This window comes from Streptomyces sp. NBC_00376, from assembly GCF_036077095.1.
Classification (GTDB): domain Bacteria; phylum Actinomycetota; class Actinomycetes; order Streptomycetales; family Streptomycetaceae; genus Streptomyces.
Genome location: NZ_CP107960.1, coordinates 4,679,113 through 4,693,166, shown reverse-complemented (window position 1 = coordinate 4,693,166; position 14,054 = coordinate 4,679,113). Strand labels below are relative to the sequence as shown.

Below are 14,054 nucleotides of genomic sequence, written 5' to 3'. Positions count from 1 at the left end.
CCTCTCTTACCGTGGGGGTAAACAATTTTGCGCACGCGCAGAATCTCGGCCGCGACCTCGCTCGCGGTTCTCTTCAGTTCCGTAGTTCTGATCGGCGGTGCGGCGAATCCGGCCGCTGCCGACTCCACCAAGGTCATTCCCGCCGCTTCGGTCGGCGACATCGTCGCGGACGGTGTGCACAAGCGGGTCTTCATCAGTGACCCGACCGGCGGCAAGGTGCTCGTCACCGACTACAACGGCGCGGTCGTCGGCACCATCGCCTCTCTGCCGGGCGTGACCGGCCTCGAACTCTCCGCCGACTCCGGCACGCTGTACGCCGCCGTGCCGGGTGCCGACGCGATCGTCACCATCGACACGGCCGGGCTCACGGAGTCCGCCCGGTACGCGACCGGCGAGGGCACCGACCCGAAGCACCCGGCGCTGGCGGGCGGCAAGCTCTGGTTCGGCTACGGGGCGGCGGCCGAGGGCAACATCGGGTCGCTCGACCTGTCCGGCGCCGAGCCGGTCGTCACCCTGGACCAGGACCCGGACCGCACCTGGTACTCGGCCCCGACCCTGGCGTCCGCGCCCGGTGCGCCGGACACGCTGGCCGCCGGGATCGAGAGCCAGAGCCCGACGGAGCTGGCCGTGTACGACGTCGCCTCGGGGACGGCCACGCGGACCGCGCACGTGCGCACCGACGGGGGCAACCTGCGCGACCTGGCGCTGAGCCCGGACGGACAGCAGGTCGTGGTGGCCAGCGGGTACCCGTACCACCACCAGGCGTACCGGACCTCGGACCTCACGCCCGGGACCACGTATCCGTCCGACGCGTACCCGAACGCCGTGGACATCGCCCCGGACGGGACGGTCGCCGCGGGCATCGACGGTTCCTACGAGCCGGACGTGTACGTCTACAAGCAGGACACCACCAAGCCGATCCGGACGTACGACTTCCCCAACACCGGTACCAGCAGCGGTTCGGACCTCCTGGTGCCTGCCGGGCTGGCCTGGGCGCCGGACACCAGCCGGCTGTTCGCGGTCACCGCGAGCAGCAATGGCACCCGTTCGCTGCGGGTGCTCACCGACGCCGTGAAGTCCGCGAGCACCGTCACGGTCGACGCCCCGGCGAACTCCGCGCTCGGCAAGAAGCTCACCGTCACCGGCCGGGTGAAGTCCGACGGCGCGTTCCCGGCGGGCGCCAAGGCCACCGTGACGCGTACGGACATCGAGTCGCCCAAGGGCAAGGCGCTGCCCTCGGTGGCGCTGAAGTCCGACGGCAGCTTCTCCTTCACCGACACCCCGACCGCCGGTGGCCAGGTCACGTACAAGGTCTCGTACGCGGGCGACGCCACCCACTCCGCGGCCTCCGGCTCCGACAAGGTCGCCGTGCCCCGGACGGTCACCTCGCTGACCCTGAACCACAACAAGGCGCTGTACTCGTACGGCGCCGACGTGACGTTCACGGCGCACCTCGGCAAGACGTACAAGAACCGCACCGTCGAGCTGTGGGTGGACCCGTTCGGGTCGGACAAGCCGAACAAGCTGGTGAAGACCGGCAAGGTCAACTCCAAGGGCAACCTGTCGACCACGGTCGACATGACCCGGGACACCACCGTCACCGCGGTCTTCAAGGGCGACGGCCGGTACACCTCGAAGAAGGTCACGTCGACCGCGTACGCCAAGGTGAAGGTCTCCACCTCCATCTCGAAGCAGTACAAGACGGCGAAGATCGGCAAGACGTCGTACCGGTACTTCCACAAGAAGACCGACCCGGTCTTCACGACGACGATGACGTACTACAAGAACCGCTCGCACAAGCTGTCGCTGGAGCTGTACTACCAGGGCAGGTGGTACGACGCGGGCTCGCAGTACTTCAAGCTCGGCACCAACGGGAAGACCATCGTGACGCTGAACGGCACCCATGACACGGGCTACCGGATGCGCGTCCGTGCCTCGTACGTCAACGGCACCTCGGGCGACACGGTGAACTCGACCACGCACGGCGCCTGGCAGTACTTCATCTTCACGAAGTGACCAAGCACGAGTGGTCGGCATGAATGCGGGGTCGGGCAGATCGCCCGGCCCCGCATGCGAGACCCTAGAGCAGCGGCTTGGCCGACATCAGCAGATGCTGGTGAGCGGGCCGGGAGCCCTCCGGGTCCGCGCCGGGCGTCCGGCCGGTGACCATCGCGCGCTGGCCGGGGCCCATCAGCTCGAACCTGATCACGGGGGTGCCGAACGAACCCAGCGCGTCCATCAGATACGCGGGGTTGAAGGCGACCGTCAGGTCCTCGGCACCCTCCAGCAAGGCGGGCAGGCGCTGGGAGGCGACGTCGTCCTCGTAGCCCGCCTGGAGCAGCACCGAGCCCTCGGAGAAGACGAGGTGGAGCGGGCTGCCGCCCTCCGCGACCACGGCGACCCGCTTGACGGCCTCGACCAGGGGCGCCCGGTCCGTCTCGGCCGTGACCGCGCCGGTCATCGCGAACAGCTTGTCGTGGCGCGGCAGCCGGCCGTCGAGCAGACGCACCGTCGTACGCATCCCGGCCAGTTCGAACCCGGCCGAACCTCCGTCCAGGGCCAGGCTGACCATGCCGCCCCGGCCGAAGGAGCGGGCGATCTCGGTGAGCCTGCGGGCGGAGACCACGACATCGGCCGAGACCCCGTCCGAGGCGCCGTCCGGGACACCAGCCACGCCAGGCTTCCAGGAGAGGGTGCGCACCGCGAAGCGGTAGCGGTCCGTGGCGGCCAGGGTCATCGTGTCGCCGTCCAGCGCCAGCCGGATGCCGGTCAGCGTCGGCAGCGAGTCGTCCCGGCCCGCCGCCACCGTCACATGGGCGACGGCCGCCGCGAACTCCTCCGCGTCCACCGCACCGAGCACCTCCGGCAGCGACGGCAGCGCCGGGTAGTCGTCGAAGGGCAGCACCGAGAGGCCGAACCGGGCACCGTCACTCGCCAGCGAGAACCGCGAACCCTCGACCGCGCACTCCACCACCTTCTCGGGCAGCACCTTGCAGACATCGAGCAGCCGCCGGCCCATGACCAGCACCTTCCCGGCCCGTACGGTCTCCGCCTCCACCTCGATGCGGGCGGACGCCTCGTAGTCCAGCCCCGAGATGCTCAGCCGGCCATTGGCCGCCTCCAGCAGCAGGCCGCCCAGCACGGGAACGGGCGAGCGCGTGGGCAGCACCCGGGCCGCCCAGGCCACGGCATCGGTCAGTGCGCTGCGCTCAATGCGGAATTCCATGGCGGCGGCCTCTCCCGGTCGGCTTCGATCGCGGACGTGATCGTGAGCCGACACTAGGGGCCGCCACTGACAACGGAAGATGAGGAACGGTTGCGGCCGACGCGACAGCGGCCACCCCCGTGAGCCGCTGCTGTCGCCCCCGTACCCCTCCCCCAAGGGGTGCCGCAACCGTGTTCGGACTCTAGGTCCTCGGGTACGTACCTGAAAGCTTCAATCAGCACTGTGTGGGCCGTGGCAGGTATCAGTCCGCACAATCAAACCGGTAGCCTTTATTCCGGTTTTTGAGCAGGGGTGGAGGACTTGTGCGCGCGCGGGAACGGGCCGATGACGTACTGCGGATGTACCGGCTGGCCCGGTCGGGCGGATCGCGGGAGCTCCTGCGCTGGGTGTCCGGCCGGGCGGCGGGCTGGGCCGGGCTGCTCGACGGGGACGGCACCGTGCTGCACGGCGTGACCCGGAGCCCGGACGGTACGGGCGTGGAGGCGGCCGCGCTGGCACGCGAGTACGCGAGGAACCTGCCCGGTCTCGACGCCCGCTCCTTCTCCTTCGACCGCGGGGCGCACACCGCGCTGCTGTTCCCGCTGGACGGCCGGCCGGACGCCGCCGCCCCCATTCTGGCCGTGGTCGCACCGCGCCCGCTGCCGGACGGGCTCGCCATACTGCTCGCCGACGTGGCGATGCCGCTCGCCATGTGCTGGGCGGCGGAGGCCGTGGAGCGCAAGCGGCGCCGCGTCGACCTCGCGGAGTCCCGCAGCCGGGAAGCGGTGCTGCATCTGCTCATGACGGGTCAGCTGTCCATCGCGCACCAGGTGGCGGGCGCGCTGAAGCCCAACCTGCCCGATCCCGTCCGGGTGTACGTCGTGGAGTGCCCGCCCGGCCGCCGGGACGAGGTGGCGCGGATCTGCACGGAGCTCTCCGGCGGGCGGTCCTGGATCGTCCGGTGCCCGGTCTACGCCCGCCATCTGATCCTCGTAGTGCCGGCCGACGCGGGCACGGCCGAACAGCGGCTCGGCATCCGGGTCGCCGAGGCGGTCACCGAGTGCGTCGCGGGGGTGAGCGAGGACGTGCCGCTGGCGGACACGGCGACCGGTTACCGCCAGGCGTTCCACGCGCTGGCGGTGGCCCGCGGGCTGCCCGCCCGGCACGCCTGTTACGGCTCGGCGCCGGATCCGGCCGTGGCCGCCGGGGCGGCCGGGGCGCTGTGGGCCGACGAGCTGCTGCACCCGTTGCTCACGCACCTGCCCCGGCGCAGCCAGGACCCGGGAAGCCAGGAACTCGCGGCGACGCTCGCCTCCTGGCTGGCGTTCTCCTCGCACGCGACCCAGCATCTGAAGATCCACCGCAACACCCTGGCCGCCCGGCTCCGGCTGATCGGCGAACTGCTCGGCCTGGACCTGAACCGGGTCGGCGACCAGGCGGCCCTCGATCTGGCCCTGCGCATCCGCGCCACCCCCACCGCGCCCGGCAGGGCCCGCCGGGACGAACGCGAGCCCCGGCCGCCGCTCGGCCTGGACGGCATCCTGGGCGTGGTGGCCGTACGGGAGTGGGCGGCCCAGCAACTGCGTCCGCTCGCCGGACCGGGCACCTCGCGGAGTTCCGCCGACCCGCGGGAGACCCTCCGCACCTGGCTGGAGTGCGAGGCCCAACTCGCCGGTACCGCCGAGGTGCTGGGCATCTCGGTGCCGGGCGTCCGCAAGCGCCTCACCCGGCTCGAATCGGTCCTCGGCCGCTCACTGCTCCAGCCGCCCACCGCCCGTTACGACCTGTGGCTCGCCTTCCGGGCCCTGGACCTCGCAGAGGCCGGCACCGCCCGCTGAACCGGAACGGGGGCGTGTCCGGCCGGAGCCGGGCACGCCCCCGCCGGGTGGGGAAGAACAGGAGCCGCTGGTCAGCAGCTCAGGTTGGAGCCGGGAGTGGTGCCGAGGATCTGCACGAACGCCTTGTAGCGGTCGATGCGGCTCTGGACCTGGGCGGGGTTGCCGCCGTTGCACTCCAGGGTGCCGTTGATGGACCGGATGGTCTCGCCGAACCCGGCGCCGTTCACCATGGCGTTGTGGGCGGTCATGGTGCCGGGGCCGTTCTGGGTGTTCCAGTACCAGAGGCCGGTCTGCCAGGCGACCGAGGCGTTCTGCTCGACCAGGTACGGGTTGGCCAGCAGATCGATGCCGAGCGCGTCACCGGCGGCCTTGTAGTTGAAGTTCCAGCTGAGCTGGATCGGGCCGCGGCCGTAGTACGCGGCCTGACCGGCCGGGCAGCCGTAGGGCTGGCTGCTGTCGCAGTAGTGGGGGTAGTTGGACGTGTTCTGCTCGACCACGTACACCAGGCCGCCCGTCTCGTGGCTGACGTTGGCGAGGAACGCCGCCGCCTCCTGGCGCTTGACGGTGTCGCTGCCGGTGTTCGCGAAGGCCGGGTAGGCGCTCAGGGCCGCGGTCAGCCCCTCGTACGTGTAGAACGAATTCCGGTTCGGGAACATCTGGTTGAACTGCGCCTCGCTGACGACGAAGCCGGACGGGTTGCCCGGGTCCGTGCCGCCACCGCCGCAACCCCCCTGGTCCGACCAGACGTCGGAGCTTCCGGGGGTCTCGTTCTGGGTCCACCACTTGGCGGTCCAGTTGTGTCCGTTGTAGGAGGCCGTCCCGCCACCGGTGTACACGGACGAGGAGTTCCAGGGGGCCGCGCAGTCGGCCTCGGCCGCCGCGCCGGACGCGTTGGCCACCGGGAGAAAGACGACCGTTGCGACGACCGCGGCCAGCGCGGCCAGCAGACCCGTGAAGCGCCTGATCATGCGATCACTCCTTCGGCGCGGCGCACCGGACTGGACGGTGCGCCGCCATGGGGGTTGCCCGCCACTCAAGCGGCACTGGTCTGAACCTGTCAAGGTCTAGACCAGAACGGAACTCCTTTCGGGGGTGCATCCGGGGGCGCACCGACGGCGCACCGCATGACCCGGCGTCAGCAGGTCAGCCCGGAGCCGGGTGCCGTGCCGAGGACGGACGTGATCCGCTCGTACTTGGCGACCCGGGCCGCGACCGAGGCGGGGTTGCCGCCGTCGCACTCCAGGGCACCGTTGAGCGACCGGATCGTCTCGCCGAAGCCCGCACCGCCGACCATCGCCTCGTGCGAGGTCATCGTGCCGGGGCCGTTCTGGGTGTTCCAGTACCAGAGCGCGGTCTGCCAGGCGATCGACGGGTCCTGCTCGACGAGCCAGGGGTTGCCCAGCAGATCGAGGCCGAGCGCGTCACCCGCGGCCTTGTAGTTGAAGTTCCAGCTGAACATGATCGGGCCCCGGCCGTAGTACGCCTTCTGCCCCGCCGGGCAGCCGTACGGCCGGCTGTAGTCGCACTTGCGCCAGTAGTTGTCCTCGTTGATCTCCTTCACGTACTGGAGCCCGACCGACTCGAAGTCCGCGTGGGTGAGGAAGGCCGCGGCCTCCTGGGCGCGCGTGGCCGGCGTTCCGGTGTTCGCGAAGCGCGGGTAGGCGTGCAGGGCGTCGATCAGGCCCTGGTACGTGTAGAAGGGGTTGCGGTCCGGGAAGATCTCGTCGAACCGCGCCTCGCTGACGACGAAGTCCGAGACCCCGCCCGTGCAGGCCCCCTGGTCGGCCCAGACTCCCGTGGCACCCGGATTCTCGTTCTGCGTCCACCACTTGGCCGTCCAGTTCCGGCCGTGGTGCGAGACCGCGCCGCCCGCCGCGTAGGCGGTCGACGAACTCCACCCGGGCGCACACCGCGCGGCCGGCCCGGTGGCGGCGGAGGCGGAGGCGGCGGGGACGAGGGTTGCCGCCGCGAGGGCCGAACTCAGCACGATCAGAAGGCTCTTGATCCGTTTCAGCGCCGCTCACTCCTTCGGCAGGGCACGCCGAACACCTCAGCGGGCCGTCTGGATGTCCCGCCACTCAAGCCCCGCCGGTCTGAACCTGTCAAGGTCTGGACCAATCGGCGAACAGCGGGCGAACACCGCCCGACAGGACCCTCCCGTCGCCCCCAACTCCCGTTCCCCGTACTTACGGTGGCCACCGGAGCCCTTGGGGAGGGTGCGAGGACCATGGAGTGGCTCAACGCCGAGAACATCGTGGCCGTGGCAACCGCCGTACTGGGCGTCCTGGCCTCCGTCGGAGTGCTCTGGTACGAACGCCGGGTGCCCCGCCGCAAGCGGATCGGCTACCGCGTCCAGATGGACACCCCGATCGGCGGCGACGTCAGCCGGGGGCGGGCCAATGTGCGGCTCGGCCTCTTCAACGAGACACCGGACATGGCCGATGCCACGCTCGTACTGCTCCGGATCGAGAACGACGGCTCGCAGTCCATCGCCGACAACGACTACACCGGACGTGAACTGCACGGGCTGACAGCCGAGTTCACCGACCGGACGGTCCGCGGCGTCGCGGTCACGCATTCACCCGGCGCCGACCATCTGATGGAGCACTTCACCCCGGCGGCCGGGCTGCGCCAGAGCGGCTCGCTGATCCGGCTGCCGCGCGTACCGCTCAACCGGGGCGAGCACTTCAAACTGCTGGTGCTGCTGACCGGGGCGGCCGTGGGCAGCCGCGTCCGCATCATCGGCGGCATCCGGGACGGCGAGGTCAGCCCGAACCGGGCGCTGCGGCCGGACGACAAGCCCCCGCTGTTCGGCCGGGCCGCCCGGCTGATCACCGTCGCGCTGACCGTCTGCGTCGTCACGCTGGCCTCGATCATCCTGGTGCGCGACGACACCCCGCCCCCGCTGGGCTGCCGCCGCGGCACCCTGACCCTGACCGGGTCCACGGCGTTCCGGCCGGCCCTGCTGGATCTGAAGAAGAAGTACGAGAAGGAGTGCGAGGGCTCCCTCATCCGCGTGGACGTGCACGGCAGCAACGCCGGGATACGGGACCTCGCCGACCGGGGCGCCGGGGCCGGGAAGTCCGGCCCGCCCGCCGTGATCGCCTTCTCCGACGGCCCCAGGCCGGACGGCTTCCCGCAGCTGCGCGAGAACCGGGTCGCCGTCTCGCTCTTCCGCCTCGTCGTCAACGACCGGGTGGGGCTGAAGAACCTGAGCCTCACCGACATCCGGCGGATCTACCGCGGCGAGATCCGCAACTGGAAGGAGCTGGGCGGGACCGACCTGCCCGTGCTCCTGGTCAGCCGGGACGCCAACTCCGGCACCCGCGAGGTCTTCCAGCGCCGCGTGCTCGGCTACAACGAACCGGCCCAGTCCTCCCGCGACTGCACCACCAAGGACGACACGGAGGCCCGGGTGGTCCGCTGCGAACTGGACTCCACCGAACAGGTCCTGGCCATGGTCGGCCGGCGCGACGGCGCGATCGGCTACAGCGAACTGCGCCGGGGCACGCCGCTGCGAGGAGCCCATCAGGTCGCCATCGACTCGGCCACCCCGTCCGTCGAGACGATCGGCTCCAGCACGTACCCGTACCGGGAGGTCGAGTACGCCTACACCTACGGCCGCCCGCCCACCGGCTCTCTGGCCGCGGGCTTCCTCGGCTACCTCACCCGGGGCAACGGCCAGGACGTGATCCGCGCCCACGGCCATCTGCCGTGCGCGACGCCGGAGGGGCTGCGGATCTGCGGCGGGGAGTGAACGGAACACCAAAAGGGCCGGGACTCGCCGTCCCGGCCCTTTTGGTGTTCGCCGCTGGCGGCGGCCGCTCCTAGAGGAAGGAGTTGATCTCGATGGTCTCGGTGCGGCCGGGGCCGACACCGATCGCGGAGATCGGGGCGCCGGACATCTCCTCCAGCGCCTTCACGTACGCCTGCGCGTTCTTCGGCAGGTCACCGAAGGTCTTGGCCTTGGTGATGTCCTCGGACCAGCCCGGCAGCATCTCGTAGATCGGCTTCGCGTGGTGGAAGTCGGTCTGGCTGTACGGGAGTTCCTCGACGCGCTTGCCGTCGATCTCGTACGCCACGCACACCGGGATCTGCTCCCAGCCGGTCAGCACGTCCAGCTTGGTGAGGAAGAAGTCGGTGAGACCGTTGACCCGGGTCGCGTACCGCGCGATGACCGCGTCGAACCAGCCGCAGCGGCGGTCGCGGCCGGTGGTGACACCGCGCTCGCCACCGATCCGGCGCAGCGCCTCGCCGTCCTCGTCGAGCAGCTCCGTCGGGAACGGGCCGGCGCCGACGCGGGTGGTGTACGCCTTGAGGATGCCGATGACCCGGCTGATCTTCGTCGGGCCCACGCCGGCACCGGTGCAGGCGCCGCCCGCGGTCGGGTTCGACGAGGTGACGAAGGGGTACGTGCCGTGGTCGACGTCGAGCAGCGTGCCCTGACCGCCCTCGAAGAGGACGACCTTGCCCGCGTCGATGGCGTCGTTCAGGATCAGCGTCGTGTCGGCGACGTAGGGCTTGATCTGCTCCGCGTACTGGAGCATCTCCTCGACGATCTTGCCGGACTCGATGGCGCGGCGGTTGAAGACCTTGGCCAGGAGCTGGTTCTTCTGCTCCAGGGCCGCGTCGACCTTCTGCTCCAGGATCGACTCGTCGTAGAGGTCCTGGACGCGGATGCCCACCCGGTTGATCTTGTCGGCGTACGTCGGGCCGATACCGCGACCGGTGGTGCCGATCTTGCGCTTCCCGAGGAACCGTTCCGTCACCTTGTCGATCGTGACGTTGTACGGGGTGATCAAATGGGCATTGCCGCTGATCAGCAGCTTGGACGTGTCCACGCCGCGGTCGTTCAGCCCACTCAGCTCGGAGAGCAGGACGGCCGGGTCGACGACGACACCGTTTCCGATGACCGGGGTACAACCCGGCGAAAGGATTCCGGAGGGGAGGAGATGCAGTGCGTACTTCTGGTCACCTACGACCACCGTATGGCCGGCGTTGTTGCCGCCTTGGTAGCGCACCACATAGTCCACGGATCCACCGAGGAGGTCGGTGGCCTTTCCCTTGCCCTCGTCACCCCACTGAGCACCGAGCAGCACAAGTGCGGGCACAGGCGTACACCCCTTCCGGGCGGGGCATGTCCAAGGTCAGGGGGCGTACGTAAACGTCGTACATGCCGTACGACGATGTACGACAAGGCCTGAACCGTCGAACCGGGTGCCCCGGAATAGACGAAGCCCCTGGCGCAATAGCGCAAGGGGCTCTTGCACCAAGATGCTACCCGAGGAAGGACCGAGGTGTCGGCTGCCCAGCCCCCCGGCGACGGTGCGCACCAGCTGCTGGTGGTCATCGACCCGGTCGCCCGCCGGACCGACGGCGAGTCCGTGCGTATCGCGAAGGACGTGCTGAGCGCCGGTTCGCACGCCAAGATCTGCCTGCCCGACGGGCCCGAGGAATTCGCCAGGGCCCTGTCCCGCCGGGGCGGGAGGCGGCCGGTGGTGGTCGGCGACGACCGCGCGCTGCGGCGGGCGGTGGCCCAGCTGCACCGGGAGCGGGAGCCGGACGGGAGCGTGCTCTCACTGATCCCGGTCGGCAGCGCGGCCGCGCTGGAACTGGCCCGTTCGCTCGGCGTGCCCCTGGGCGCGGTGGCGGCGGCGCGCACCGCGCTGGACGGCGCCGCGCGCAAGCTGGACCTGCTGGTGGACGACAGCGACGGCGTGGTCCTGGGCGCGCTGCACATCCCGGCACAGAGCGCGCTGCCGGGTGCGTCGGCCGCGCACACGGGGGTCACGGCGGTGTGGGACACCTGCCGCAACCTGGTCCGCACCCTGGTGCGCCCCGCCCCGCAGACACTCGCCGCCCCGCCGCCCACGCACCGCCTGCGGGTCGAGGCCGACGGCGTCCTGCTGAACGACCTGGACCGCCCGGTCGAATCGGTGACGGTGACCTCGCAGGGCGGCGACGGGGGCCTCGCGGAGGTGGTGATCCGCCCGCCTGCGGCCGATCCGGTGACGGCGGAGGCGAAGGCCGTCACGGTCTCGGGCGCGGACTTCCGCTACCGGGCGGACATACAGGTCGGCGGCCCGGTCCGGACGCGGACGTGGACGGTGCGGGCGGGGGCCTGGGGACTGATGCTGCCGGTGGCGGAGGGCTAGCCTCCGGCCGAGGAATGGGGGAGACGGATGTCGGACGTTTCGGGGAACTCGGACGGTTCGGGAGAGGCTGTCGCTTCGGGGAAATCGGACGGTTCAGGGAAATCGGACGGTTCAGGGAAGTCGGACGCTTCAGGGAAGGCTGACAGACCGGGCCCGGACGGTGGCGCGGCCGTTCGGCCGGCTCCGGTCGCGCTGGATCTGCCGGGGACGGCGGCCGCGCTGGAGTGGTACCGGGCATCGGCCTGGCGCTGGTTCGGTGGCGGCGCCGCGGGGCTGTGCTCGGCGGTGGTCGGCGCGGTGTTCGTCACCGGGTGGTCCGTGATTCCGATGCTCGGTGGACTCGGCGGGGCGCTGCTGATAGGCGGGGCCACGGTGAGGCACCGGGCGCGGCGGATGCTCCGGGTGCTGGGGACACGGCCGTGGACGGCCCATTCCTCGGTCGCCCTCCAGCGCGGGACGAGCGGGGCGGCGGTGGTGCTGGGCGGCCCTGCGGCGGGCGAGCTGCTGCCGCTGACGCCGCACGCCGCGCAGTGGCGTTTCCCGCTGCTGAACGGCCCGACCGGGGTGCTGTGGTGGTGCGGCGACGCCCGTACGGGAGGTGTGCTGGCACCACCCGGCGGCACGGAACTGATCTGGGCCAGGCCGGTACGGGGCCGTCGGGCCCGTACGCTCGCGGCCGGGCCGCAGGCCGCCGGCCTCCACGGCCGCCTGGCTCCGCGGCAGCCGCAGGGCGCGCCGGACGGCACGGCCGGGCCTGCCCGAGCGACGGCGGCCCCGGCGGTGGCGGCGTCGGCGGTGGCGGCGTCGGCGGTGGCGGCGTCGGCGGTGACGGCTCGGTCGACGGCGGCCCGGAGGCGGCGGCCCTGGTGGCGCGGGACGTTCCGCTGGGTGGTCGTCGTCGGCTGCCTCCTGATGGCGCTCGCGACCAGCTGGTCGGTGGCGTCCGAGAACGACCCCCTGGTCGACCTGACGGTGACCGGTGACAGCGCCGACGGCCGCTGCCTCGTGCGGTGGACCGATCCGTTCGACGGGCGGACACGCACGGGGCCGTTCCACTGCGAGGGGCCCAGGGGCCCGGTCGAAGGCTGGGAGACCGGCTTCGTCGTCTCGTACGGGCCGTTCAAGGGCGATCTCTACGACAGCGAGCTGCGCGGCACCTCGGCCGTCACCGCGACGGACACCGCCGGGCTCGGCGGCCTTGCACTCGCCGCGGTCGGGGGCGTCGGTGGCGTGACCAGGCTGGTCGTTTCGGCCCGGAGGCGGCGCGAGAAGCGGGATGCGGCGCTGTACGCACCGGCCGTGGCGGCCGTGGCGGACTCCGGCGACGGGACGGACCGAGAGGCGGGCGACGGGGCAGCCACGAGGTCTTCCGGGGGCTCCCGTGTCGACTACGCCTCGCTGGCCGCCACGGCGGAGCGGCAGGCCGGGCTGCGGGGCCCGGACACGGCGAAACCGCGGGCGACGGGCGACGTACGGGCCGGGCAGACGGTGACCTGGTGGCGGGTGCCCATGCTCCGGCGGGTCGCCGGAATCACGCGGACCTCGGGGCTGCTCGGGTACACGGTCGCCATCGCCGCGCTGTGCTGGTTCCTGGGTACCGACACGGTCCCGGGGGGACCGAGGGCGGCCGCGGTGCTCACCGGGATCGCGGGGGGCTGGTCCGCCTGGCGGATGTTCCGCTCGGGCATCCCGCTGGCGGGCCGGACGGCCCGTGCCGCCACCGCCCCGGAATCCCGGACGCGGCGTTATGTCCTGCTGTTCGACGTGAACGACGCGAATGCCGGGCCCCTGCTCATGCTCTTCCCGGCCGGGGCGGCGGGCGAGGAGCCGGATCCGGGGGTGGTCGCCGATGGCGGCGACGCCTTGCCGGAGGGGCTGCTGCGGATCATGCCGCCGGGGCCTGACAAGTGCCCCTGGGCGGGGCTGCCCGCGGCCACCGGGACGGTCGAGCTGCGTGGGTGGCTCGACGAGGAGCCGGTGGCCGTCGCCTGGATCGGGGGGCGGGCGTACTGGCCGCAGGACCCGTACCAGGCCATCGACCGGTCCGACCCCGAAGCCCTCGAAGCCGTGGCGGAGCTGCTCCCCGGCCCGATGTGACGGGCCCGAGAACGACCCCGCGCGCCCGCCGGGTGCGCACGCCCGCCGGGCCCCGCGCGCCCGCCGGGTGCCGCACGCCCATCAAGGCGGTCGCGTGTCCGTCAGGCGGTCGCGTGCCCGTCGCGGGTCGGGAGGTCGAGCGTCTTGCGGTGCTCGTGCCAGCGGTCCATCATCCCGACCAGCTCCGCCTGCAGGAACTCGAAGAACGCCACCGTCTCGGCGAGCCGGGCGCCGGCCGGGGTGTCCTCGCCCAGGATGCGGACGCCTTCCTTGAGGGTGTTCTCCCAGCGGGTCAGCACCCGGTCGCGGCTGGCGAAGGTGGCGAACCAGACCTCGTCGAGCAGGCGGTAGCGGTCGCGGCGCGAGCCCGGGTCGCGTTCGCGGCTGACCATGCTGACCTGCGTGAGGTAGCTGACCGCGCCGGAGACGGCCGCCGGGCTGATCTGCAGCGCCAGGGCGAGCTCGGCGGAGGTCATGGAGCCGTCGTCGTCCGCGAGGAGCGCGGCGAAGACCCGGGACGCCATCCGCTGCATCCCCGCCTCGGTCATCTCCGACGCGAACCGCTCCACGAACCGCGACACGGCCTCCGCGTCACGCCCGGAGCCCGCGCTCTGCCCGGTTCCACCGCTCTCGGTCCCGTTCCCGGCCCCGGTCTGGGTCTGGGTCTCGCTGGTCATCACCCGATCGTCTCCCCTGTTTTCCCGGCCCCCGCCGCAACGCCAACTTTATACGCTTCCTTAACTTCACAAAATTGTGAAA

At 71.6% G+C, this 14,054-nt stretch carries 10 protein-coding genes; 5 read left to right on the top strand and 5 right to left on the bottom strand.

What is annotated here, in order from left to right; all coding sequences use genetic code 11:
* Window positions 1-27 precede the first annotated feature (27 nt).
* Entirely contained in the window at window positions 28-2,016 is a 1,989-nt protein-coding gene (locus tag OG842_RS21260) for an Ig-like domain repeat protein (RefSeq protein WP_266731711.1), read from the top strand.
* Between the two features lie 64 nt (window positions 2,017-2,080).
* Here the strand turns inward: OG842_RS21260 and dnaN are convergent, their stop codons facing one another.
* A complete protein-coding gene (gene dnaN, locus OG842_RS21255; RefSeq protein WP_266731709.1) occupies window positions 2,081-3,226 on the bottom strand; it encodes a DNA polymerase III subunit beta in 1,146 nt (381 codons plus the stop codon).
* Window positions 3,227-3,564: 338 nt separating this feature from the next.
* On the opposite strand from dnaN, the gene OG842_RS21250 reads away from it, so the two are divergent.
* Entirely contained in the window at window positions 3,565-5,043 is a 1,479-nt protein-coding gene (locus tag OG842_RS21250) for a helix-turn-helix domain-containing protein (protein WP_328512674.1), read from the top strand.
* A 71-nt stretch (window positions 5,044-5,114) separates the two neighbouring features.
* Here OG842_RS21250 and OG842_RS21245 read toward each other — a convergent pair whose 3' ends face one another.
* Together OG842_RS21245 and OG842_RS21240 are read right to left on the bottom strand one after the other, a co-directional pair.
* Window positions 5,115-6,011: a glycoside hydrolase family 19 protein gene (locus OG842_RS21245; RefSeq protein ID WP_328512437.1), complete on the bottom strand. Its 897-nt coding sequence runs from the start codon at window positions 6,009-6,011 to the stop codon at window positions 5,115-5,117.
* 167 nt (window positions 6,012-6,178) lie between these two features.
* Window positions 6,179-7,027 (bottom strand): glycoside hydrolase family 19 protein, encoded by an 849-nt coding sequence (locus OG842_RS21240; RefSeq protein WP_328512673.1) that lies wholly within the window; start codon window positions 7,025-7,027, stop codon window positions 6,179-6,181.
* 243 nt (window positions 7,028-7,270) lie between these two features.
* Here OG842_RS21240 and OG842_RS21235 point away from each other — a divergent pair, with 243 nt between their 5' ends.
* Window positions 7,271-8,800, top strand: a complete 1,530-nt coding sequence (locus tag OG842_RS21235) for a substrate-binding domain-containing protein (protein ID WP_328512436.1) — start codon at window positions 7,271-7,273, stop codon at window positions 8,798-8,800.
* Window positions 8,801-8,870: 70 nt separating this feature from the next.
* On the opposite strand, the gene OG842_RS21230 is transcribed toward OG842_RS21235, so the two are convergent.
* A complete protein-coding gene (locus OG842_RS21230) occupies window positions 8,871-10,154 on the bottom strand; it encodes an adenylosuccinate synthase (RefSeq protein WP_266731703.1) in 1,284 nt (427 codons plus the stop codon).
* Between the two features lie 186 nt (window positions 10,155-10,340).
* Here OG842_RS21230 and OG842_RS21225 point away from each other — a divergent pair, with 186 nt between their 5' ends.
* Together OG842_RS21225 and OG842_RS21220 are read left to right on the top strand one after the other, a co-directional pair.
* On the top strand, window positions 10,341-11,198 hold the full coding sequence (locus tag OG842_RS21225; protein WP_266731701.1) for a diacylglycerol kinase family protein: 858 nt from the start codon (window positions 10,341-10,343) through the stop codon (window positions 11,196-11,198).
* Between the two features lie 327 nt (window positions 11,199-11,525).
* Window positions 11,526-13,295: a hypothetical protein gene (locus OG842_RS21220; RefSeq protein ID WP_328512435.1), complete on the top strand. Its 1,770-nt coding sequence runs from the start codon at window positions 11,526-11,528 to the stop codon at window positions 13,293-13,295.
* 101 nt (window positions 13,296-13,396) lie between these two features.
* Here the strand turns inward: OG842_RS21220 and OG842_RS21215 are convergent, their stop codons facing one another.
* A complete protein-coding gene (locus OG842_RS21215) occupies window positions 13,397-13,972 on the bottom strand; it encodes a GbsR/MarR family transcriptional regulator (RefSeq protein WP_401875137.1) in 576 nt (191 codons plus the stop codon).
* Window positions 13,973-14,054 lie beyond the last annotated feature (82 nt).

Bases quoted from the DNA above. Each gene is read 5' to 3' on its own strand.
- dnaN (WP_266731709.1), bottom strand. From the start codon at position 3,226: ATGGAATTCCGCATTGAGCGCAGCGCACTGACCGATGCCGTGGCCTGG.
- OG842_RS21250 (WP_328512674.1), top strand. From the start codon at position 3,565: ATGTACCGGCTGGCCCGGTCGGGCGGATCGCGGGAGCTCCTGCGCTGG.
- OG842_RS21245 (WP_328512437.1), bottom strand. From the start codon at position 6,011: ATGATCAGGCGCTTCACGGGTCTGCTGGCCGCGCTGGCCGCGGTCGTC.
- OG842_RS21235 (WP_328512436.1), top strand. From the start codon at position 7,271: ATGGAGTGGCTCAACGCCGAGAACATCGTGGCCGTGGCAACCGCCGTA.
- OG842_RS21220 (WP_328512435.1), top strand. From the start codon at position 11,526: ATGCTCGGTGGACTCGGCGGGGCGCTGCTGATAGGCGGGGCCACGGTG.
- OG842_RS21215 (WP_401875137.1), bottom strand. From the start codon at position 13,972: ATGACCAGCGAGACCCAGACCCAGACCGGGGCCGGGAACGGGACCGAG.